At 54.7% G+C, this 21,523-nt stretch carries 19 protein-coding genes; 8 read left to right on the forward strand and 11 right to left on the reverse strand.

Features of this window, described 5'->3' with window-relative positions; genetic code table 11:
- Nucleotides 1-295: 295 nt before the first annotated feature.
- Complete coding sequence (locus ACB496_RS22435; RefSeq protein WP_371973862.1) at nucleotides 296-2,392, reverse strand: right-handed parallel beta-helix repeat-containing protein; 2,097 nt, start codon at nucleotides 2,390-2,392, stop codon at nucleotides 296-298.
- Between the two features lie 344 nt (nucleotides 2,393-2,736).
- Here ACB496_RS22435 and glmU point away from each other — a divergent pair, with 344 nt between their 5' ends.
- From glmU to phoU, 7 genes are all read left to right on the forward strand, one after another.
- Complete coding sequence (glmU, locus tag ACB496_RS22440; protein ID WP_107702581.1) at nucleotides 2,737-4,107, forward strand: bifunctional UDP-N-acetylglucosamine diphosphorylase/glucosamine-1-phosphate N-acetyltransferase GlmU; 1,371 nt, start codon at nucleotides 2,737-2,739, stop codon at nucleotides 4,105-4,107.
- A gap of 288 nt (nucleotides 4,108-4,395) precedes the next feature.
- Entirely contained in the window at nucleotides 4,396-6,225 is a 1,830-nt protein-coding gene (gene glmS / locus ACB496_RS22445; protein ID WP_100778292.1) for a glutamine--fructose-6-phosphate transaminase (isomerizing), read from the forward strand.
- Nucleotides 6,226-6,546: 321 nt separating this feature from the next.
- Entirely contained in the window at nucleotides 6,547-7,587 is a 1,041-nt protein-coding gene (gene pstS, locus ACB496_RS22450) for a phosphate ABC transporter substrate-binding protein PstS (protein ID WP_194513083.1), read from the forward strand.
- Between the two features lie 76 nt (nucleotides 7,588-7,663).
- Nucleotides 7,664-8,623, forward strand: a complete 960-nt coding sequence (gene pstC / locus ACB496_RS22455; protein ID WP_100778290.1) for a phosphate ABC transporter permease PstC — start codon at nucleotides 7,664-7,666, stop codon at nucleotides 8,621-8,623.
- Nucleotides 8,623-9,513, forward strand: coding sequence for a phosphate ABC transporter permease PstA (gene pstA / locus ACB496_RS22460; RefSeq protein ID WP_100778289.1), 891 nt, complete (start codon nucleotides 8,623-8,625; stop codon nucleotides 9,511-9,513). The genes pstC and pstA overlap by 1 nt, the downstream gene beginning before the upstream one ends.
- A 46-nt stretch (nucleotides 9,514-9,559) precedes the next feature.
- The gene (pstB, locus tag ACB496_RS22465; protein ID WP_100778288.1) at nucleotides 9,560-10,333 is read left to right on the forward strand and encodes a phosphate ABC transporter ATP-binding protein PstB; all 774 of its coding nucleotides are present in this window, start codon (nucleotides 9,560-9,562) and stop codon (nucleotides 10,331-10,333) included.
- Between the two features lie 26 nt (nucleotides 10,334-10,359).
- Complete coding sequence (gene phoU, locus ACB496_RS22470; protein WP_095284109.1) at nucleotides 10,360-11,085, forward strand: phosphate signaling complex protein PhoU; 726 nt, start codon at nucleotides 10,360-10,362, stop codon at nucleotides 11,083-11,085.
- 96 nt (nucleotides 11,086-11,181) lie between these two features.
- On the opposite strand, the gene yieH is transcribed toward phoU, so the two are convergent.
- Nucleotides 11,182-11,847 carry a 6-phosphogluconate phosphatase gene (yieH, locus tag ACB496_RS22475; protein WP_123429750.1) on the reverse strand — a complete coding sequence of 222 codons (666 nt, stop codon included), beginning with the start codon at nucleotides 11,845-11,847 and terminating at the stop codon, nucleotides 11,182-11,184.
- Between the two features lie 166 nt (nucleotides 11,848-12,013).
- Between yieH and adeP the strand changes: the two genes are divergently transcribed.
- Nucleotides 12,014-13,351: an adenine permease AdeP gene (adeP, locus tag ACB496_RS22480; protein ID WP_142503673.1), complete on the forward strand. Its 1,338-nt coding sequence runs from the start codon at nucleotides 12,014-12,016 to the stop codon at nucleotides 13,349-13,351.
- 38 nt (nucleotides 13,352-13,389) lie between these two features.
- Here the strand turns inward: adeP and ACB496_RS22485 are convergent, their stop codons facing one another.
- From ACB496_RS22485 to rpmH, 9 genes are all read right to left on the reverse strand, one after another.
- Nucleotides 13,390-13,956 (reverse strand): NADPH-dependent FMN reductase, encoded by a 567-nt coding sequence (locus ACB496_RS22485; protein WP_102105123.1) that lies wholly within the window; start codon nucleotides 13,954-13,956, stop codon nucleotides 13,390-13,392.
- Between the two features lie 37 nt (nucleotides 13,957-13,993).
- Nucleotides 13,994-14,740 carry a 4'-phosphopantetheinyl transferase family protein gene (locus ACB496_RS22490; protein WP_100778285.1) on the reverse strand — a complete coding sequence of 249 codons (747 nt, stop codon included), beginning with the start codon at nucleotides 14,738-14,740 and terminating at the stop codon, nucleotides 13,994-13,996.
- Nucleotides 14,741-14,860: 120 nt separating this feature from the next.
- A complete protein-coding gene (gene yidZ, locus ACB496_RS22495; RefSeq protein WP_371973867.1) occupies nucleotides 14,861-15,844 on the reverse strand; it encodes an HTH-type transcriptional regulator YidZ in 984 nt (327 codons plus the stop codon).
- A complete protein-coding gene (locus ACB496_RS22500; RefSeq protein WP_100778283.1) occupies nucleotides 15,813-16,988 on the reverse strand; it encodes an MFS transporter in 1,176 nt (391 codons plus the stop codon). Before ACB496_RS22500 ends, yidZ begins: the two co-directional genes overlap by 32 nt.
- Before the next feature lie 111 nt (nucleotides 16,989-17,099).
- Nucleotides 17,100-18,464: a tRNA uridine-5-carboxymethylaminomethyl(34) synthesis GTPase MnmE gene (mnmE, locus tag ACB496_RS22505; RefSeq protein WP_095284122.1), complete on the reverse strand. Its 1,365-nt coding sequence runs from the start codon at nucleotides 18,462-18,464 to the stop codon at nucleotides 17,100-17,102.
- A gap of 72 nt (nucleotides 18,465-18,536) precedes the next feature.
- Nucleotides 18,537-20,183, reverse strand: coding sequence for a membrane protein insertase YidC (gene yidC / locus ACB496_RS22510; protein ID WP_102105120.1), 1,647 nt, complete (start codon nucleotides 20,181-20,183; stop codon nucleotides 18,537-18,539).
- A gap of 2 nt (nucleotides 20,184-20,185) precedes the next feature.
- Nucleotides 20,186-20,443: a membrane protein insertion efficiency factor YidD gene (gene yidD, locus ACB496_RS22515; protein ID WP_100778281.1), complete on the reverse strand. Its 258-nt coding sequence runs from the start codon at nucleotides 20,441-20,443 to the stop codon at nucleotides 20,186-20,188.
- The gene (gene rnpA / locus ACB496_RS22520) at nucleotides 20,407-20,766 is read right to left on the reverse strand and encodes a ribonuclease P protein component (protein WP_095284128.1); all 360 of its coding nucleotides are present in this window, start codon (nucleotides 20,764-20,766) and stop codon (nucleotides 20,407-20,409) included. Before rnpA ends, yidD begins: the two co-directional genes overlap by 37 nt.
- 16 nt (nucleotides 20,767-20,782) lie before the next feature.
- The gene (gene rpmH / locus ACB496_RS22525) at nucleotides 20,783-20,923 is read right to left on the reverse strand and encodes a 50S ribosomal protein L34 (RefSeq protein ID WP_003023858.1); all 141 of its coding nucleotides are present in this window, start codon (nucleotides 20,921-20,923) and stop codon (nucleotides 20,783-20,785) included.
- Nucleotides 20,924-21,523: the final 600 nt, after the last annotated feature.

Consider the following 21,523-nt stretch of genomic DNA (forward strand, 5'->3'; position numbering starts at 1 on the left):
TTGAAAAGCACAAAAGCCAGTCTGGTTTCAGACTGGCTTTTTTTATGGCTGCGTTTCAGATTTTATGGAACTGAAAAGGTGTTTTAATTTTTTGTGATTTTCATCACAAAAATATTGATCGGTTAAATATTGAGGAGTAGACTTCTTTTTGTGATGTGTGTCACATAATTAACGCCAACAACATTGGGATACCAACATGAAACTGATCAATAAAGTCATCGCTCTCTTCAGCAATATGAACGTCTCTTTCGGTACGTTCAATCTGTAATCTGCTGTATGCCGAGTGGCGCCACGCTTACCGTTGTGTGATAAGCGAAGCGCCATCTGGCAGCACTTCCCCGCTGTTATTTACGCTTTTCCCGTCCGCGATAAAATAATTCGTCTCATCAATATTACCGACCACGGCATCGTCATAGCGGCCCGGTTTTGTCCGCACGGATTTGTTCCCGCTGAAAATACCCTGCGTTGAGGCATCTCCATACGGACTCGGACGGAAGATAAAGTTAAAGCGCTGATTGTCCACCGCCACATTGTTCGTCACCACCAGTTTCCCGGGATTGAAGTTGTCGGTAAAACCGTCCAGCTGATTCCCTTCCGCCTTGCTGTTACGCACTTCATGCGCCACTGGCTGCCCCTCTCCCCCCAGTTTAAAGCCGTTGCTGGTGTTATTGCGGGCGATAGAGTTCTCGATCACCACAACCCCATTTGCGCCGTCTTCTATCTTATTGAACAGGTCAAAGCCATCGTCGATATTGTCGTGGGAATAGCAGTTCTCCAGACGATTACCCTCACCCACGCGCATCTTCACCGCAAACCCATCGGCATTGATTTTGCCGGGATCAACGTTGGCGTAAGACTCAGAGTTGATCACCCGGTTATCGCTTGCCCACAGCGGTCGGCCCACGTTATCCGGGGACGATATCTGAATGCCCGTATCATCGTTACGGTATGCAGTCACATTTTCAATCAGGTTATGGCTGCCCTGGATGCGCAGGCTTTTGTCCGTAATATCGACGCCCTTAATGTTCCAGTAGCTGGCGTCCACCAGCAGACCATGGATCACGGCTTTGCCTTCTGCCTGCAACGTTTTACGCTGTTCGGCATGACCGCTGGCGGCCAGTGGGATATCGCTGCGCGGATACTCTCCGGCTTTCAGGATAAGAGTACCGCCCGGTGCGAGCAGGTTAATTGCACTCGCCAAATCCAGCGGCGAGGCGATCGTTCCCTGCCCGTTGGCCGTGCCGTCAGGTGCGGCGTAGAGTGTCGTTGCCGTAAATCCATCGACCTTCTCGACAGTGAACTGCTGATGAATCGTATCGCCCTGCGCAGGCGTAAAGCTCAGGTTAAAGGCATTGGTTTCTGTCAGCGTGGTCGGCAGGGAGTACATCTCGCCGGCTTTGACCGCTTTATCATTACCGATCACCACTTCGTTCTGACGCACGCTGAAAACGCCATCGCTATTCGCCCGGGCCTGGACCCGATACTTCTCTGATGTGCTTTTCGCTGCGGAATTCAGCTGCACCACTACCGGCAGCGCTTTTGCCTGCCAGGGTTTTGAAGTGACCGTTTCTGCTGCTGAAGTCGTGAGAGAGGCATCTGACACCGTTATTTTTGCATTACGTGAGGCGAAGAAGCCGACGTAATAATGGTCCCTTTTCTGCACCGAAATAAGATCCGCGCGTGGCACGCTTTGGCTCACCCAGGCATCGCTGCCGACGGGCGACCAGGCTGTAATAAATCCGTCGTTGGTTCGTTGCAATTTCAGACGGAATTCCGGCGTCTGGCTCAGGTCGATCTCCTCTTTGTAGCTTTGCTTTTTGATTCCTGCACCCGCATTGCCCCAGGGTTGAGAAATCCCCTCGCGGGTGATCGCCTGCATTTTTACCCGCACATTGTCCTTTTTATCCTGCGTCATGATGGCGTTCATCACCAGGTTGGAGGCGGCAGGAAACTCTTCATAGCCCTCCCTGAGCGGCTGCTGGCGCGGCACACCGATCACATCACGCACCAGCAGGCCAGCCCCCTCCTGCGCGGCGGGTTTTGCGCCATTCTCTGGTCCAAACTGCTCAACCCGAACGGTAGCCTGCAGTTCGAAATTGTCGCTGGTGGGCAGTTCGGTATAGAAAAAGGTTAATCCATCGTGAGAGTTGGCGATCTTACCGCCCCGGCTTTCAAGGGTGACGGGTTTCGTGAGATCCGCAGTGTCCTGCGGCGTGAGTTTTTTGCCATCAATGGTGACATCGTTGACGCCGATTTTTTCCGGCAGGACGTTCGACGAAAAATTCAGATCCGTAGACTGCCCAAAGGCAATGGCTTTCCAGACGTGCTGCTCAGCAGCCGAGACAGCAAAGGAGCTACACATCATTAGGGCCAGAGGTATTTTATAATTCATTTTATTCTCCTGATTGATAATTGAGCGCCATTATCATCAAGATGAAACAGTGTTTCTTTTTTAGGTGTCACAATATTGAATAATTAAAACACTGTTTTGCTTTAGAGCGATCTTTATTCTTGAGGCGAAAAAATAGCTAACCTGTTGTGAATGCTTACGACTTGCCGCAAGAAAGCTATTTTCCAGAGAAAAAGTGATTTACTCTGGCCTCAAATCTATCCTCAAATAGCGATAAGCAGCCGATGTTGAGCGTTTTACCAGCAGTCCATTTTATGGCGCAAAATATGTAGAATTTTCAACGTCAAAGGGTTTTACTTCTCACTCAAATTACAGTCAGGACGCGTATGTTGAACAATACGATGAGCGTGGTCATTCTTGCCGCAGGCAAAGGTACCCGCATGTATTCCGATCTTCCTAAGGTGCTTCACACCCTGGCAGGAAAGCCAATGGTGCAGCATGTCATTGATGCCGCAAGCGAATTAGGCGCCAGCAAAGTGCATCTGGTGTACGGCCACGGCGGCGATCTGCTTAAGCAAACGCTGCGCGATGACAAACTCAACTGGGTACTTCAGGCAGAACAGCTGGGAACGGGCCATGCGATGCAGCAGGCCGCGCCGTTCTTTGCTGATGACGAAGACATTCTGATGCTCTACGGTGATGTCCCGCTGATCGCGGTAGAAACCCTGACTCGCCTGCGTGAAGCCAAACCGCAGGGCGGCATCGGTTTACTGACCGTTAAACTGGACGACCCGACAGGCTATGGTCGTATCACGCGTGAAAACGGCAAAGTGACCGGTATCGTTGAGCACAAAGATGCCTCTGACGAACAGCGTCAGATTCAGGAAATCAATACCGGAATCCTGATCGCCAACGGCGCAGACATGAAGCGCTGGCTGGCTAAACTGAACAACAACAATGCTCAGGGTGAATACTACATCACCGATATCATTGCCCTGGCGCACCAGGAAGGTAACGAGATCGTGGCGGTTCATCCCGATCGCCTGAGCGAAGTTGAGGGCGTGAACAACCGTCTGCAGCTCTCCCGTCTTGAGCGCGTTTACCAGGCTGAGCAGGCTGAAAAGCTGCTGCTGGCAGGTGTCATGCTGCGCGATCCGGCGCGTTTTGATCTGCGCGGGGCGTTGATTCACGGGCGTGATGTGGAAATCGACACTAACGTTATTATTGAAGGTCAGGTCACGCTGGGGAATCGCGTCAAAATCGGTACCGGCTGCGTGATCAAAAATAGCGTGATTGGCGATGACTGCGAAATCAGCCCGTATAGCGTGGTGGAAGATGCGCATCTGGAAGCGGCTTGCACCATCGGCCCGTTCGCGCGTCTGCGTCCGGGTGCTGAGCTGCTGGAAGGCGCTCACGTCGGCAACTTCGTCGAGATGAAAAAAGCGCGTCTGGGTAAAGGCTCCAAAGCCGGTCATCTGACCTATCTGGGCGACGCGGAAATTGGCGACAACGTTAATATCGGTGCGGGTACCATCACCTGTAACTACGATGGCGCGAACAAGTTTAAAACCATTATCGGTAACGATGTGTTTGTTGGCTCCGATACGCAGCTGGTGGCTCCGGTCACCGTCGGCAACGGTGTGACCATCGCCGCCGGAACGACCGTGACGCGCGATGTGGCGGACAATGAGCTGGTGCTCAGCCGCGTACCGCAAGTTCACAAGCAAGGCTGGCAGCGTCCGGTGAAGAAAAAGTAAAACCAGGGCGGGTGGCACTTCGCTTACTCGCCCGACGAATTTGTCTGTCGGCATTGCCGGTGGACAGGGGATGAGGGGATAACATAATCCCCCGCCCAAAGGCAGTACCTATAAATATAACCCCACTCTCTACAAGGCTCGGGGCGCCCTAACGGGCATTACTCAAAGGATTTTGCGTTGTGACCCGGCGGAAAATATGCCCGTCAATACAGTCACAGCGTAAAAGACGAAGAGTAATACAGGTCAGCGACAACGCATGGCAAATCGCCATTATCAGGAAATCTAACTATGTGTGGAATTGTTGGCGCAGTTGCGCAGCGTGATATTGCTGAAATCCTTCTCGAAGGTTTACGCCGTCTGGAATACCGTGGCTATGACTCTGCCGGTCTGGCAGTGGTTGATGCAGAAGGTCACATGACCCGCCTGCGCCGTCTCGGTAAAGTGCAAATGCTGGCGCAAGCCGCGGAAGAAACGCCGCTGCACGGCGGAACAGGCATCGCGCACACCCGCTGGGCAACGCACGGTGAGCCGTCTGAAGGTAACGCCCACCCGCATGTGTCTGAACACATTGTGGTGGTGCATAACGGCATTATCGAAAACCACGAACCGCTGCGCGAAGAGTTAAAAGCACGTGGCTACACTTTTGTCTCTGAAACTGACACCGAGGTTATCGCTCACCTGGTTCACTGGGAGCTGGAGCAGGGCGGTACGCTGCGTGAAGCAGTGCTGCGCGCCATTCCTCAGCTGCGCGGTGCGTACGGTACAGTGATTATGGACTCTCGCGATCCGAGCACCCTGCTGGCGGCACGTTCCGGTAGCCCGATGGTGATCGGCATGGGGATGGGCGAAAACTTCATTGCTTCCGATCAGCTGGCACTGCTGCCGGTGACCCGTCGCTTCATCTTCCTGGAAGAGGGCGATATCGCGGAAGTGACCCGTCGCAGTGTGACGGTCTTTGATAAATCCGGCGCGCAGGTGAAGCGTCAGGAGATTGAATCCAACCTGCAGTACGACGCGGGCGACAAAGGCGCGTACCGTCACTACATGCAGAAAGAGATCTACGAGCAGCCGAACGCGATCAAGAATACCCTGACCGGGCGTATCAGCCACGGCGAGGTGGATCTCAGCGAGCTGGGCGCTAACGCCAACGAAATGCTGGCCAACGTCGAGCATATTCAGATTGTGGCCTGCGGCACCTCTTACAACTCGGGGATGGTGTCGCGCTACTGGTTTGAAGCGCTGGCGGGCGTACCGTGCGATGTCGAAATCGCCTCGGAATTCCGCTACCGCAAATCAGCGGTGCGCCGTAACAGCCTGATGATCACCCTTTCCCAGTCCGGTGAAACGGCGGATACCCTGGCAGCACTGCGTCTGTCGAAAGAGCTGGGTTATCTCGGTTCGCTGGCGATCTGTAACGTGCCGGGTTCTTCTCTGGTACGTGAATCGGATCTGGCGCTGATGACCAAAGCCGGCACCGAAATCGGCGTGGCATCGACCAAAGCGTTCACCACCCAGTTGACCGTTCTGTTGATGCTGGTGGCGAAACTGGCGCGTCTGAAAGGCCAGGATGCGTCTATCGAGCACGATATCGTTCACGGGCTGCAGACGCTGCCGAGCCGTATCGAGCAGATGCTGTCCCAGGACAAACGCATCGAAGCGCTGGCTGAAGATTTCTCTGACAAACACCACGCGCTGTTCCTCGGTCGTGGCGATCAGTACCCTATCGCGCTGGAAGGCGCGCTGAAGCTGAAAGAGATCTCTTACATTCATGCGGAAGCCTACGCCGCAGGCGAGCTGAAACACGGCCCGCTGGCGCTGATTGACGCAGACATGCCGGTCATCGTCGTTGCACCGAACAACGAACTGCTGGAAAAACTGAAATCGAACATCGAAGAAGTGCGTGCCCGTGGCGGCCAGCTGTACGTCTTCGCCGATCAGGATGCCGGGTTCGTCAGCAACGACAACATGCACATCATTGAGATGCCGCATGTGGAAGAGGTCATTGCCCCGATCTTCTACACCGTTCCGCTGCAGCTGCTGGCGTATCACGTCGCGCTGATCAAAGGCACCGATGTTGACCAGCCGCGTAACCTGGCGAAATCCGTCACCGTAGAATAATCCCTTCAGGCTCCACCTTCGGGTGGAGCTTTTTTATCCCTTCCCGGTTCGTTTTTCATCCATTCTTATTTTTTTTATTTATGACAATCTGTCATCTTCAGCTACATATTAGTGTGTCACAGAAAGAAAATTTTTCTGAAATCTCACTGTCACATAAGTGGCTAACGCGATGATTATTAAGTCTAATTTTGTGAAATCTTAAGTCAAACTTTCAGTGTCATAAAACTGTCATAATTCGTACATTTATCTGTCACCTGTTTGTCCTATTTTGCTCATCGTAGCCACTCAAACAATGATTTACGAAATCTTGCAGGAGACATTATGAAAGTTATGCGTACCACTGTCGCAACTGTTGTCGCCGCGACCTTATCTCTGAGCGCTTTCTCTGTATTCGCAGAAGCAAGCCTGACTGGCGCTGGTGCAACATTCCCTGCGCCGGTGTATGCCAAATGGGCTGATACTTACCAGAAAGAAACCGGCAACAAGGTTAACTATCAGGGTATAGGCTCCTCCGGTGGCGTTAAACAAATTACGGCGAATACCGTTGATTTCGGCGCATCAGACGCTCCGCTGTCTGATGACAAACTGGCTCAGGAAGGTCTGTTCCAGTTCCCGACCGTGATCGGTGGTGTTGTGCTGGCCGTGAATATCCCTGGCCTCAAATCTGGCGAACTGGTGCTGGATGGCAAAACGCTGGGTGATATCTATCTCGGCAAAATCAAAAAATGGGATGACGAAGCCATCACCAAACTGAACCCAGGTGTAAAACTGCCTTCGCAGAACATCGCTGTGGTTCGTCGCGCTGACGGCTCCGGCACCTCCTTCGTCTTCACCAGCTACCTGGCGAAAGTGAACGAAGAGTGGAAATCCAAAGTCGGTTCTGGCTCTACTGTGAACTGGCCGACGGGCCTGGGCGGTAAAGGTAACGACGGTATCGCCGCGTTCGTACAGCGTCTGCCTGGCTCAATCGGCTACGTAGAGTACGCTTATGCTAAGCAGAACAACCTGGCTTACACCAAGCTTGTCTCTGCCGACGGCAAACCGGTTAGCCCGACTGAAGAGAACTTTGCGAACGCTGCCAAAGGCGCAGACTGGAGCAAATCCTTCGCGCAGGACCTGACTAACCAGAAAGGTGACGAGGCATGGCCAATTACCTCCACCACTTTCATTCTGATCCACAAAGACCAGAAAAAACCTGAGCAGGGCGCCGAAGTGCTGAAGTTCTTCGACTGGGCGTACAAAAACGGCGGCAAACAGGCTAATGACCTGGATTACGCCAGCCTGCCCGACAGCGTGGTTGAGCAGATTCGTGCTGCATGGAAAACCAACGTAAAAGATAGCAGCGGTAAAGCATTGTACTGATTCAGCATTCTGACGAAAATGGCGGGTGATTTCACCCGCCCTTATTCGTAAAACGTATTTAACAGAAGAGTGATTTATGGCTGCAACCAAGCCTGCTTTTAGCCCTCCGGGGAAACATGGTGACAAGATTTTCAGCGCGCTGGTCCGACTGGCTGCGCTGATTGTGCTATTGCTGCTGGGCGGCATTATCGTGTCCCTGATTTTCTCCTCCTGGCCGAGCATCCAGAAATTCGGTTTCTCCTTCCTGTGGACCAAAGAGTGGGACGCGCCAAACGATATCTACGGTGCGCTGGTGCCGATTTACGGCACGCTCGTGACCTCATTTATCGCCCTGCTGATTGCCGTTCCGGTGAGCTTCGGTATCGCCCTGTTCCTGACGGAGCTGGCGCCTGGCTGGCTGCGACGCCCGCTGGGTATCGCGATTGAACTGCTGGCGGCGATCCCGAGTATCGTTTACGGCATGTGGGGCTTGTTCATTTTTGCGCCGCTGTTCGCGACCTACTTTCAGGAGCCGGTAGGGAATATCCTCTCCAACATTCCATTTGTGGGCGCACTGTTCTCCGGTCCGGCCTTCGGGATTGGTATTCTGGCCGCAGGCGTAATTCTCGCCATCATGATTATTCCGTACATTGCGGCGGTCATGCGCGATGTCTTCGAACAAACCCCGGTGATGATGAAAGAGTCGGCCTACGGGATCGGTTGCACCACCTGGGAAGTGATCTGGCGTATCGTCCTGCCGTTCACCAAAAATGGTGTTATCGGCGGTATCATGCTGGGCCTCGGGCGCGCGCTGGGTGAAACCATGGCCGTGACCTTTATCATCGGTAACACCTACCAGCTCGACAGCGTTTCGCTCTATATGCCGGGCAACAGTATCACCTCTGCGCTGGCAAATGAGTTCGCCGAAGCGGAATCTGGGCTGCACGTGGCCGCACTGATGGAGCTGGGCCTGATTCTGTTTGTTATCACCTTTATTGTTCTGGCGATCTCCAAGCTGATGATCATGCGCCTCGCAAAAAGTGAGGGGGCACGCTAATGACGACTCTCGAAATGCAATCCACCGCTGAACTGGCTGAATCTCGCCGCAAAATGCAGGCGCGCCGCCGCATGAAGAACCGTCTGGCGCTGACGCTGTCGATGGCAACGATGGCGTTTGGCCTGTTCTGGCTGGTGTGGATCCTGTTTTCTACCATTACGCGCGGCATCGACGGGATGTCGATTGCCCTGTTCACCGAAATGACGCCGCCGCCGAATACAGCGGGCGGTGGCCTGGCGAACGCCCTGGCGGGCAGCGGGTTGCTGATCCTGTGGGCGACCGCCGTCGGTACGCCGCTCGGGATCATGGCAGGGATTTATCTGGCGGAATATGGCCGTAAATCCTGGGTCGCGGAAGTGATTCGTTTCATCAACGACATCCTGCTCTCTGCGCCGTCTATCGTTGTCGGTCTGTTCGTCTACACCATTGTGGTAGCGCAGATGGAGCACTTCTCCGGCTGGGCGGGCGTCATTGCGCTGGCGCTGCTGCAGGTGCCTATCGTTATTCGTACCACCGAGAACATGCTGAAACTGGTGCCGGACAGCCTGCGCGAAGCGGCTTACGCACTCGGCACACCGAAATGGAAAATGATTTCGGCGATCACGCTGAAAGCGTCGGTCTCGGGGATCATGACCGGTATCCTGCTGGCAATTGCGCGTATTGCGGGTGAAACCGCGCCGCTGCTGTTCACCGCGCTCTCCAATCAGTTCTGGAGCACGGACATGATGCAGCCCATCGCCAACCTGCCGGTCACCATCTTTAAATTTGCGATGAGCCCGTTCGCGGAGTGGCAGCAGCTGGCCTGGGCCGGCGTGCTGATTATTACCCTTTGCGTACTGTTGCTGAACATTCTGGCGCGCGTCATCTTCGCGAAGCAGAAACACGGTTAATTTTGACGGCGCGGCATCACGCGGCGCCGAATGAGGAAATGAGTCAATGAGTATGGTTGATACTGCACCGGGTAAGATCAAGGTTCGTGATTTGAACTTCTACTACGGTAAATTCCATGCCCTGAAAAACATCAACCTGGATATCGCCAAGAACCAGGTCACGGCATTTATCGGTCCATCAGGTTGTGGCAAATCCACGCTGCTGCGCACCTTTAACAAGATGTTTGAGCTGTATCCTGAGCAGCGCGCGGAAGGCGAAATTCTGCTGGATGGCGACAACATTCTGACCAATACCCAGGATATCGCCCTGCTGCGTGCCAAAGTGGGGATGGTGTTCCAGAAACCGACGCCGTTCCCGATGTCGATCTACGACAACATCGCGTTTGGCGTGCGTCTGTTCGAAAAACTCTCCCGTGCCGATATGGACGAGCGCGTGCAGTGGGCCTTGACCAAGGCCGCATTATGGAACGAAACCAAAGATAAACTGCACCAGAGCGGATACTCTCTCTCCGGTGGTCAGCAGCAGCGTCTGTGCATTGCGCGGGGTATCGCCATTCGCCCGGAAGTGTTGCTGCTGGATGAGCCGTGCTCAGCCCTGGACCCGATCTCCACCGGTCGTATTGAAGAGCTGATCACCGAGCTGAAACAGGATTACACCGTGGTGATCGTGACCCACAACATGCAGCAGGCTGCGCGTTGTTCCGACCATACGGCGTTTATGTATCTGGGCGAGTTGATTGAGTTCAGCAACACGGACGATTTGTTCACCAAGCCCGCGAAGAAACAAACCGAAGATTATATTACTGGCCGCTACGGTTGATTTGCCTTAGTGCATGTGGAGAAACCATGGATAACCTCAATCTAAATAAACACATTTCCGGCCAGTTCAACGCAGAGCTGGAAAGTATCCGCACCCAGGTGATGACGATGGGCGGTATGGTCGAGCAGCAACTGTCTGATGCGATCACCGCCATGCACAACCAGGACAGCGAGCTGGCAAAGCGCGTTGTTGAAGGCGACAAAAACGTCAACATGATGGAAGTAGCGATCGACGAAGCCTGCGTTCGTATCATCGCGAAACGTCAGCCGACGGCGAGCGACCTGCGTCTGGTGATGGCGATCATCAAAACCATCGCTGAGCTGGAACGCATTGGCGACGTGGCGGACAAAATCTGCCGCACCGCGCTTGAAAAGTTCTCCCACCAGCACCAGCCGCTGCTGGTGAGCCTGGAATCGTTGGGCCGTCATACGGTGCAGATGCTACATGACGTGCTGGATGCGTTCGCGCGCATGGATCTCGATGAAGCGGTGCGTATCTACCGTGAAGACAAGAAGGTCGACCAGGAGTATGAAGGCATCGTGCGTCAGCTGATGACCTACATGATGGAAGATCCGCGCACCATTCCGAGCGTCCTGACCGCCCTGTTCTGCGCACGTTCTATCGAGCGTATCGGCGACCGCTGCCAGAACATTTGTGAATACATCTTCTACTTCGTGAAGGGACAGGATTTCCGTCACGTGGGCGGGGATGAGCTGGACAAGCTGCTGGCGGGGAAAGACCCGAAAGAGTGATCCGCAGTAAAAAGCCCGGTGGCGCGACGCTTACTGGGCCTGAAAAACCACGGATCTGTAGGCCGGATAAGCGCGAGTGCTGTCCGGCTTTTTTCATTAACGCGTAATATCCCACCCACGCGCTTTCCACAATTCCGGCAACTGCGCCAGATCGGTAAAGGTCGTCACTTTCGGGTGGCTGATCGGTTTGTTATGCGGATCGGCACAGAAGTAAAACACCTCCATCCCTGCATCAATCCCGGACTGCGCGCCTGCGCTGGAATCATCCACCAGAATGCAATTTTCAACGTTCACGTTCATCGCTTTCGCGGCGTGGAACATCAGGGCCGGATCGGGCTTCCAGCGCTGGATATCGTAGCCGCTGAACAGTTTTTCCGGGAAATGGTGCAACATTTCAAGCTTGCCGAGGGAGTGCTGCATTTTGCTGACCGGGCCGTTGGACACCACGCACATCGGCACAGCCATCGAATCCAGCAGGGCGTTTGCCCCGGCGATGACCTCCAGTTCCGAGTCGAAAAGGCGTGCGACCTCGGCGCGGTAAACGGGTTCTAAGTCGGCCTTCGCCAGACTGACGCCGTGCTCAGCGTTGATAATGTCGATGATCTCGTAGAGTTTAACGCCTTTGAAGCGCTTGAACGTCTCTTCAAGATCGAGCGTAATGCCGAATTCCTGGAACATGCTGACATACGCACGGGAACAAATGACCTCACTGTCGACCAGCGTACCGTCGCAGTCGAAAAATACCGCTTCAATTCCGGACATGCCTTTCCCTTTTAACAAGTTTAACGTTTACGTAATGCAATTTGCGGGACGCAATCGTTGCCGTATAAGCAAAATCAATGAAAAAAAGTCGCTCGCAAACGCGCCTATTGTCGCATTTTGGTATAGGATAGCGACGGATTTTTCCCTCCTTGTTCGGAAACTGATGATGAGCCAACAACACACTACCCAGACATCTGGTCAGGGTCTGCTTGAGCGCGTGTTTAAACTGCGCGAGCACGGCACAACGGCACGCACTGAAGTGATCGCCGGTTTTACCACCTTCCTGACGATGGTTTATATCGTTTTTGTTAACCCGCAGATTCTGGGCGTGGCTGGCATGGACACCAGCGCGGTCTTCGTTACCACCTGTCTGATCGCTGCACTCGGCAGCATCCTGATGGGCGTGTTCGCTAACCTTCCGGTTGCACTGGCACCGGCAATGGGTCTGAACGCTTTCTTCGCATTCGTGGTTGTGCAGGCGATGGGTCTGCCATGGCAAGTGGGTATGGGCGCCATCTTCTGGGGCGCGGTAGGTTTGCTGCTGCTGACTATTTTCCGCGTACGTTACTGGATGATTGCCAATATCCCGGTGAGCCTGCGTGTCGGCATCACCAGTGGTATCGGACTGTTCATCGGCATGATGGGGCTGAAAAACGCGGGTGTGATCGTCGCTAACCCGGAAACCCTGGTGAGCATCGGTAACCTGACCTCACACAGCGTGCTGTTGGGCGTGCTGGGCTTCTTCATCATCGCGATTCTGGCATCCCGTAATATTCACGCCGCGGTGCTGGTCTCTATTATCGTGACCACCCTGTTCGGCTGGATGCTGGGTGACGTGCATTACAACGGTATCGTTTCTGCACCGCCAAGTGTGACAACGGTGATTGGCCACGTCGACCTGGCAGGTTCGTTTAATCTGGGCCTGGCGGGTGTGATTTTCTCCTTCATGCTGGTGAACCTGTTCGACTCCTCCGGCACCCTTATCGGTGTGACCGATAAAGCGGGTCTGGCGGATGAGAAAGGCAAATTCCCGCGCATGAAACAGGCGCTGTATGTGGATAGCATTTCGTCTGTTGCCGGTTCTTTCATCGGGACCTCTTCTGTTACGGCGTACATTGAGTCCTCGTCCGGCGTCTCCGTCGGTGGCCGTACCGGTCTGACCGCCGTCGTCGTAGGCCTGCTGTTCCTGCTGGTGATCTTCCTCTCTCCGCTGGCGGGGATGGTTCCACCGTACGCGGCCGCTGGCGCACTGATTTACGTTGGCGTGCTGATGACGTCGAGCCTGTCGCGCGTGAAGTGGGAAGATTTAACCGAAGCGGTTCCGGCGTTTATTACCGCCGTGATGATGCCGTTTAGCTTCTCCATCACCGAAGGTATCGCTCTGGGCTTCATCTCCTACTGCGTGATGAAAATCGGTACCGGTCGTTTCCGCGAACTCAGCCCATGCGTGATCGTGGTGGCGCTGCTGTTTGTGCTGAAGATTGTGTTTATTGACGCGAAATAAACAAAAAGCCCTTTCCCGCCGGGAAAGGGCTGATTCCTTTACGCTTTCACCCGCTGAATATACTCCCCAAACGCGGTCAACTGACCGGTCAGATGATCCAGCGTGCTCTGATCCACCACTTCGCCCGTCTGCGTATCCACTTTGTTCTGAATCACGCCGCCCATAAATTCCGGCTTGTTCATCACCATTGCATCCAGGAACACCAGAATCTGACGCAGATGATACTGGCAGCGTGCGCCGCCAATCGCGCCCATGGAGCTGGTCTGGATCAGCACCGGCTTGCCAGAAAGCGGCTGCTCAGGTAAACGGGAAAGCCAGTCGATTGCATTCTTCAATCCGCCCGGCACCGAATAGTTGTACTCCGGCGTCACAATGACCACGCCATCGGCCTGGCGAATTTGCTCGGCCAGCGCTTCTACGCTTTGCGGGAACCCTTCTTCCTGCTGAACATCGGCGTCATACAGAGGAATATCGCCGATCGATGGCAGCGCGGAGACCTCCATTCCTGCCGGTGCCAGCTTAGGCAACGTGCGGGCAACCATCCCGTTAAATGAACCTTTGCGCAGGCTTCCCAGTAACGTAACAACTTTCAACGTATCAGACATGATTACTCCTTTTTCATCATGATGGCCCATCAGCGGGTCAGTTAAGGGTAAGTGCTTTTTCTGCCGGTAAACTGGTTAATCTCATCAGGCGCGCGGCGGGTTCGTTGGCGCGCGCGGGAACATCAGGAAGGCTATGCCATCCGTGTCGGCTGTCAAATTCCCAGATCTTCAGGCGCTCAATCGCAGGGGTGACGGCAATCGACCAGATCAGCACGTCTTCGGCGTCGCTGAGGGCCTCCACGCGCGCCGCTTTGGTTGCGCGCAGGCGTCCTGAACCGGGGAGTAGCTGGAGCAGGCTGGCGTCGTCTGCCGCACAGCCGGAGAGCTTTTGAATACTCTGTCGCAAGGTAATGAGCTGCGCTTTAGCTTCGTTGGGGTCGTTTTGATTACGCACCCACAGCTTTTCATTGCTCGATAAAGGATAGGCGTCGTGCGCGTGAGGGCCGTGGAAACCGCGAGTCGCGCGCTGGAGTTCCATATCCAGTCCGCAATCGCCTTCCGTTGTAAGGGCCACGCCAACAATATTTCCCGTGTAGGCGATGGAAAAACGCGGTAGCGCCGGGTCAGCAAAAACAGGGCGGCCTTCAGGCTGGGTGATCATCTCCGGCAGTTCGCTGGTGCCGTAGAGCATAAACAGCAGCTCGGACAGTAACGCCCTGGAGGCCAAAAAGCGCGAGCGTCGGTGATCCGGAAGCTTGCGCGCCTCGTTGTGGCAGGAAGAGGAGAGTCTGACAGACACCAGTCGTCCTTCGGTCAGGATCCCTCTTGCAAAATGCGTTGCCATTTTTCGCTCCATGATAATGGTCAGAGACAGGTTAAACGGTTACATGATTATCGCTTAACTGAGCCTCTCTTTTAATGGGTAAATCCACTAATGAGAAGCGCGGGGACCGAACTTTACATTTTAGAGGGAAAAATCGGATCTCTGGCGCAGAGAATCGCAGTACAACGCCTTGATCGTCTCTTTCAGCCAGATGATTTTCGGGTTGTGACTGTTGCGCTTATGCCAGATCAGGGTGAAAGGTACGTTGAGCTTTTCGGCCTGCGCGTCGTCGATGGGAATGGGGCGACTCACCAGCTTACGCTGGTGGAGCTGATTGTAGTGATGGCAGTAGTGCGGCGCGGTGGCGATATAGTTGTGGTTGGGTTGTGCCGCCATAAACATCGACTGCTCAAAGCCCGGCAGGCTCAGGGCGATGTTGCGCTCGCGGCCCATCTCTTTCAGCACTTCGTCCAGCGCCCAGGTGTCGCTGCGCTCCCAGAAGATGCTGATGTGGGGGTAGCGTAAAAAGGTGTCGAGATTCCACTCTTCCTGCAGCGCCGGATGGTCTTCGCGCAGATAGACGCACGGGCGGTCGCTGAAGAGGATTTCGTGGTCGATAAACCACGGGAGCAGCTTTAACAGTTCGCGCGAGCGTGGATGCGTTTCGCGCCCGGTAAAACCAATATCCACTTCGCCGCGCGTGATGGCATCCAGCGAGTCGTAATCCCAGTGACGCATCCGCACGGTGGCTTGCGGATAACGCTGATTCACTTGCTCTAACAGAGCGTTAAAGCGAATCAGCATCAGCGGCGTTTCCGCCGCCAGCTCGAATTTCAGCCCGCAGGGGGAATCGTGGTGGGGTTTATCCAGGATCTGATTGCCAATCTGCATCCAGTCCGTCAGATCTTGCTCAAGACTCACCGTTAGCGGCGTGGGCAGCAGGCCCAGTGGCGTTTTCACAAACAGCGGATCGTCAAACCAGTCGCGCAGTTTCGCCAGCGATTTACTGACCGCAGACGGCGTGACGTTCATCCGTTTTGCTGCTTTCGTGACGCTGCGTTCCTGCAGCAACAGCTGCAGGCACAGCAGGAGGTTAAGATCGAGACTGCTGATGGGCTTCTTCATAGTGCGCTGCGGGCCGTATCGCCATGATTAACAGAATGCAGACCATGCTACAGCCAATCAGAATCCCGATCAGCATATTCAGCGCATTAAGACCTATCACCGCCGCCAGCCAAATCCACAGGGACGAACCGCACACCTGAGCTATACCGAGCGCAGAGCTGGCGACACCGGCGCGCAGGGAGAACGGCCCCAGCGCCTGGCTCATCGCGACGCCAAACCCTACCGAGAAACCGGCGCAGATCAGGGTAATCCCCGCCAGCATAATGGCGTGGGAACTTGCGGTCGCCAGCACCACACCGGCCATCAGGAACAGGATCTGCGAGGTCAGCATCAGGCTGCGCTGGCTGAAGACGTTAAGGGCGAACGGTGTCGAGAATGAGACCGCCATGCTGACCATTGCCGTTAAGGCCATTACCGAGGAGTATTCCCCGCGATCAAAGCCCATGGTTTCCATCAGTAAAACCGGGGAAACGTTTACATAGGTGAGGATTACCACGACGCTTAAGGTGGTGATCAGCAGACGGCTGATGAAAAAGCGGTTCAGGAGCTTTTCGGCCGGGTGAATCGTCGCGGCATTCCCCGCGTGATGCGAGCCAGGATGCGTCTCTTTCAGCACGGTGATAGAAAGGATGAAGACCAGCATGCCCATCACCGCCATCGTCCAGAACAGGCTCTGCCACGGCAGTTTAAGCATAATCAGATAACCGATCACCGGAGCCAGCACCGGAATAATGCAGGTGATACCGTTAAGCATCGAGAGTACCTTCGCGCGGCGCTGCGCGCTCAGGGTATCGCGCAAAATGGCAAACGCGACCACATAACAGCCGCCCGCCCCAATGCCCTGAATGAAGCGCCCGGTCAGGAACAGCGTGCTGTCCTGCGCCATTGAGCAGAGGACCGAAGCCAGGGCGAAAATCACCGCACCGGTAATCGCCACCGGCTGGCGCCCGGCTTTGTCGGCAATCTTACCGGCAAACACCATCGACGATGCCATCCCTGCCAGATAGGCGGAAAACGCGATGTGCAGTTGCGCTTCACTGGCCCCCAGATCCCGCGCGATGTGCGGCAGGCCGACCAGATACATATCAATGCCCGATGGATAAAGCAGAACCAGTGCAAAACTACAAAACAGAAAACGCGCCATAAACCCCCCATGATCGGCAGGCTGGAAGCATAGGGGGAGAAGCGGAAAGAAGCGAGTTGCCATTTGGACAAAGGTGATTTCCCAGGAGGAAATCACCTTTGAGGCGGGAGGTTATTTCCCGATACAGAAGCTTGAGAAGATGCGACCCAGCAAATCGTCGGAAGTAAACTCACCGGTAATTTCACTCAGGCTTTGCTGCGCCAGCCGCAGCTCTTCCGCCAGCAGTTCACCCGCCCAGGCGCCGAGCAGCTGTGCTTTGCCCTGATCGAGATGATTAGCCGCTTGTTCCAGCGCCTGGAGGTGGCGGCGACGGGCCAGGAAACCGCCTTCCATGCTCGTATCAAAGCCCATGCTCTGTTTGAGATGGTTACGCAGGTCATCTACGCCTTCGCCGGTACGCGCCGACAAACGGATGAGTGAGTGACCATTCACATCGCTCAGGCCCAGCGTTTCACCTGTTTTATCGGCTTTGTTACGCACCACGGTAATCGGCAGTTTGGCGGGCAGACGGGCGATAAAGTCCGGCCAGATTTCAGCGGGATCGACGGCGTCGGTGGTGGTTCCGTCGACCATAAACAGCACGCGGTCAGCCTGCTCGATCTCCTGCCACGCACGCTCGATGCCGATGCGCTCCACTTCGTCGCTGGCATCGCGCAGACCGGCGGTGTCGATAATGTGCAGAGGCATACCGTCGATATGAATATGCTCGCGCAGTACGTCGCGGGTCGTGCCGGCAATATCCGTCACGATCGCCGCTTCGCGGCCCGCCAGGGCGTTCAGCAGGCTCGATTTCCCGGCGTTAGGGCGACCGGCGATAACCACTTTCATCCCTTCGCGCAGCAGGCTGCCCTGACGCGCTTCGGCGCGCACGGCGTCGAGATCGGACATGACGCTGTTCAGCTGCGCTTCGATTTTACCATCGGAGAGGAAGTCGATCTCTTCATCGGGGAAGTCGATGGCAGCTTCCACGTAGATTCGCAGGTGAGTGAGTGCTTCCACAAGATGGTTCACGCGTGCGGAAAATGCGCCCTGCAGGGAGTTCAGGGCAGAACGTGCCGCCTGTTCAGAGCTGGCGTCGATCAGGTCAGCAATGGCTTCGGCCTGCGCCAGGTCGAGCTTGTCGTTGAGGAACGCACGCTCGGAGAACTCGCCAGGCTTAGCAATACGCAGGCCCGGCAAGGTCAGAATACGTTTTAACAGCAGGTCGAGGATCACCGGACCGCCGTGGCCCTGCAGCTCCAGCACGTCTTCACCGGTAAAGGAGTTCGGACCTGGGAACCAGAGCGCGATGCCCTGATCCAGCGCGGTGCCGTCTGCATCTTTAAACGGCAGGTAGTCGGCGTAACGCGGCTTTGGCAGTTTGCCCAGCACGGCTTCGGCCACCTCGCGCGCCTTGAGGCCGGAGATACGCAGAATGCCTACACCACCGCGTCCCGGTGGGGTTGCCTGGGCGACGATCGTGTCGTTATGGCTCATGGGATGTCTCGTCAAATACAAATAAAAAAGGCGGTCAAATGACCGCCCTTATTTTAGCGTTCTCTTACCGAATCAGGATTTTTTCTTTTCGCGGCTATGCAGGCCACGTTTTTCCAGACCACGGTAGATCAGCTGCTGCTGGATGATGGTCACCAAGTTGCTGACGATATAGTACAGCACCAGACCTGACGGGAACCACAGGAAGAACACGGTGAAGATGACCGGCATGAAGGTCATGATCTTCTGCTGCATCGGGTCGGTCACGGTGGTCGGCGACATCTTCTGAATGAAGAACATCGTCACGCCCATCAGGATCGGCAGGATGTAGTACGGGTCCTGTGCAGACAAGTCATGGATCCACAGAGCAAACGGCGCGTGGCGCAGCTCAACGGAACCCATCAGCATGTAGTACAGCGCAAGGAAGATTGGCATCTGAATCAGCAGCGGGAAGCAACCACCCAGTGGGTTTACTTTCTCTGCTTTATACAGGGCCATCATTTCCTGGCTCTGACGCTGTTTATCATCGCCCAGACGCTCACGCATCGCCGCAATCTTCGGCTGCAGCATACGCATCTTCGCCATGGAGGTGTACTGCGCTTTGGTCAGCGGGTACATGATGCCACGAACGATGAAGGTAATAACGATGATGGAGAAGCCCCAGTTACCCAGGAAGCTGTGGATCCACTTCAGTAGTTTGAACAGTGGCTGAGAGATGAACCACAACCAACCGTAATCTACGGTCAGATCCAGATGCGGTGCCACGGCTGCCATTTTGTCCTGAATCTCAGGACCGACCCACAGGGTGCTGGCCAGTTGACCTGTTTGACCAGGCTGAACCAGAACCGGCTGCGATTTGTAGCCGATAGCCGCAATGCCATTGCCCAGGTTCGCAGTGTAGAAGTTGTTGGTACCGTTGTTATTTGGCACCCACGCTGTCGCGAAATACTGTTGCAGCATCGCAACCCAACCGCCTTTAGCACTGACGTTCAGGTTTTCGTTATCGGCGATGGTGTCGAATTTGTATTTCTCGTACTTGGTATCTGGCGTGGAGTACGCCGCGCCACGGAAGGTATGCAGCGCAAAGTTGCTGCTTCCGGTGTCACGGTGAGACGGCAGATTGATGGACTGCTTCAGCTGACCAAACGTGGAAACTTCCAGTGGTTTCTCACCGGCGTTCTGCACGTTATAGCCCACATTCACCGCATACTCACCGCGTTTCAGGGTGAAGGTTTTGGTGAAGGTGTTGCCCGCGGCGTCAGTGTAAGTCATCGGGATCGCGAGTTCGTTCTGACCATCAGCCAGTACAAAGGTGTCACTGTCGACGTTATACAGCGGACGAGCGCCATTAGCCGGGTTGTCCGGGCCATCACGACCGGTCAGACCGCTCTGAGCCTGATACAGGAACTCAGGCGTCGTTTCCAGCAGCTGGAACGGCTCGTTTGACTTCAGCTCTTTCGGGTAAGTCAGCAGCAGTGCCTGCTCAATATCGCCACCACGGGTGTTGATAGTCAGCTCAAGCACATCGGTTTTCACCGTGATCTGCTTCCCTTGGCCACTGGCCGGTACGCCCTGGTCGGCGGCGCTACCCGCTACGGTGGTCGTTGTCTGCGTGGTCTGTTGCGGCTGTGGTTGAGGATTTTTATCCTGCTCCCATGCCTGCCAGATCATGAAAGACACGAACAACAAAGCGATGACTAAAAGATTGCGTTGCGAATCCATCGTTAGTGTTCTCTGGTATCAAATGGTCCGGGTGGGACGGGGTCGTCACCACCAGGGTGTAAAGGGTGGCATTTTAATACGCGTTTCACCGTCAACCAACTGCCTTTTATCACTCCAAACCTGCGCAATGCCTCAATTCCGTAGCTGGAACAGGTTGGAGTGAAACGACAATGCGGCCCGAGCAGCGGACTGATCAGGCGCTGATAGACCCGAATACAGGCTATCAGGACCCTTGAGCCAGGCGACAATGGCGGCGCCATAGTTTTTCCAACGCTTCCGAGAGAGCACGGTTATCGAGGTCGGCAACCCCTTTTTTAGCCACCACCACGAAATCCATTGAAGGCAGTTCATGTTGACGTAAACGGAAGCTTTCACGCGTCAGACGTTTAATCCGATTGCGTTCATGCGCACGCTTAACGTTTTTCTTGGCGACAGTTAGACCGATGCGGGGATGCCCCAGCGAATTTTGGCGGCCGAGGATGGTGATTTGCGGCGTGCCAGCCCGTTGTGGCTGCTGGAAGACGAAAGTGAAATGAGTGGGAGTTAACAAACGTAACTCCCTGGGAAATGCTAGCTTAACCACCAGGGGTTAGCTTTTATTACTTAGAAACGGTCAGACGAGAACGGCCTTTAGCACGACGACGTGCCAGAACCTGACGACCATTTTTATTAGCCATACGAGCACGGAAGCCGTGAGAACGGTTGCGCTTCAGTACAGACGGTTGAAAAGTGCGTTTCATGGCGATTTCTACCTAAACTTGAATAAATTCACTGACTTTCGCGTATACCCGAACGATTATCGAACGACTAACGCCTCAGCGTGGGTGATTAAAGAGGCCGGATTGTAATAATTGTACACTCCGGAGTCAATTCTCTTTCCTTATTTCCCGCGTATTTCCGCACGATTTCGTGTGGAAAATGAGCAGCGTCCCGCGCGGAGGACGAGCATCACGCGCCGGGTGGGGGATTATACGACCTCCCAACCAAAGCGCAAGGATCGTCCAGGATCATCATTAGATCTTTTAAGCAAAAAATTGTCTGTGCTCATTAATTTTTCCAATATGCGGGCTAAATCGTGGGGCACTCCCTTCAGGATCGTTTACACTTACCCGGTTTCGGATCTTCCTGTGGATAAATCGGGAAGAATCTGTGAGAAACAGAAGATCTCTGGCTCAGTTTAGGCTATGATCCGCGGTCCTGATCGGGATCCAAAGGGGTCTGGTCAGGTAAAAATTGCAGATAGCAATTCGCACGTCACCCTTTGCACAGGGTCTTGTCGACGTGTGCCAACAATCACGAATATTCAGTATCTTTCTTTTATTGTTCGAGTGGAGTCCGCC

This window comes from Lelliottia nimipressuralis, from assembly GCF_041464075.1.
Classification (GTDB): domain Bacteria; phylum Pseudomonadota; class Gammaproteobacteria; order Enterobacterales; family Enterobacteriaceae; genus Enterobacter; species Enterobacter nimipressuralis.

Coding starts and splice junctions, on each gene's coding strand:
- glmS (WP_100778292.1), top strand. CDS start 4,396: ATGTGTGGAATTGTTGGCGCAGTTGCGCAGCGTGATATTGCTGAAATC.
- ACB496_RS22485 (WP_102105123.1), bottom strand. CDS start 13,956: ATGTCTGATACGTTGAAAGTTGTTACGTTACTGGGAAGCCTGCGCAAA.
- ACB496_RS22435 (WP_371973862.1), bottom strand. CDS start 2,392: ATGAATTATAAAATACCTCTGGCCCTAATGATGTGTAGCTCCTTTGCT.
- yidZ (WP_371973867.1), bottom strand. CDS start 15,844: ATGAAGAAGCCCATCAGCAGTCTCGATCTTAACCTCCTGCTGTGCCTG.
- glmU (WP_107702581.1), top strand. CDS start 2,737: ATGTTGAACAATACGATGAGCGTGGTCATTCTTGCCGCAGGCAAAGGT.
- pstB (WP_100778288.1), top strand. CDS start 9,560: ATGAGTATGGTTGATACTGCACCGGGTAAGATCAAGGTTCGTGATTTG.
- pstA (WP_100778289.1), top strand. CDS start 8,623: ATGACGACTCTCGAAATGCAATCCACCGCTGAACTGGCTGAATCTCGC.
- pstC (WP_100778290.1), top strand. CDS start 7,664: ATGGCTGCAACCAAGCCTGCTTTTAGCCCTCCGGGGAAACATGGTGAC.
- yidC (WP_102105120.1), bottom strand. CDS start 20,183: ATGGATTCGCAACGCAATCTTTTAGTCATCGCTTTGTTGTTCGTGTCT.
- pstS (WP_194513083.1), top strand. CDS start 6,547: ATGAAAGTTATGCGTACCACTGTCGCAACTGTTGTCGCCGCGACCTTA.
- mnmE (WP_095284122.1), bottom strand. CDS start 18,464: ATGAGCCATAACGACACGATCGTCGCCCAGGCAACCCCACCGGGACGC.
- yieH (WP_123429750.1), bottom strand. CDS start 11,847: ATGTCCGGAATTGAAGCGGTATTTTTCGACTGCGACGGTACGCTGGTC.
- rpmH (WP_003023858.1), bottom strand. CDS start 20,923: ATGAAACGCACTTTTCAACCGTCTGTACTGAAGCGCAACCGTTCTCAC.
- ACB496_RS22500 (WP_100778283.1), bottom strand. CDS start 16,988: ATGGCGCGTTTTCTGTTTTGTAGTTTTGCACTGGTTCTGCTTTATCCA.
- phoU (WP_095284109.1), top strand. CDS start 10,360: ATGGATAACCTCAATCTAAATAAACACATTTCCGGCCAGTTCAACGCA.
- ACB496_RS22490 (WP_100778285.1), bottom strand. CDS start 14,740: ATGGCAACGCATTTTGCAAGAGGGATCCTGACCGAAGGACGACTGGTG.
- adeP (WP_142503673.1), top strand. CDS start 12,014: ATGAGCCAACAACACACTACCCAGACATCTGGTCAGGGTCTGCTTGAG.
- yidD (WP_100778281.1), bottom strand. CDS start 20,443: ATGGCGCCGCCATTGTCGCCTGGCTCAAGGGTCCTGATAGCCTGTATT.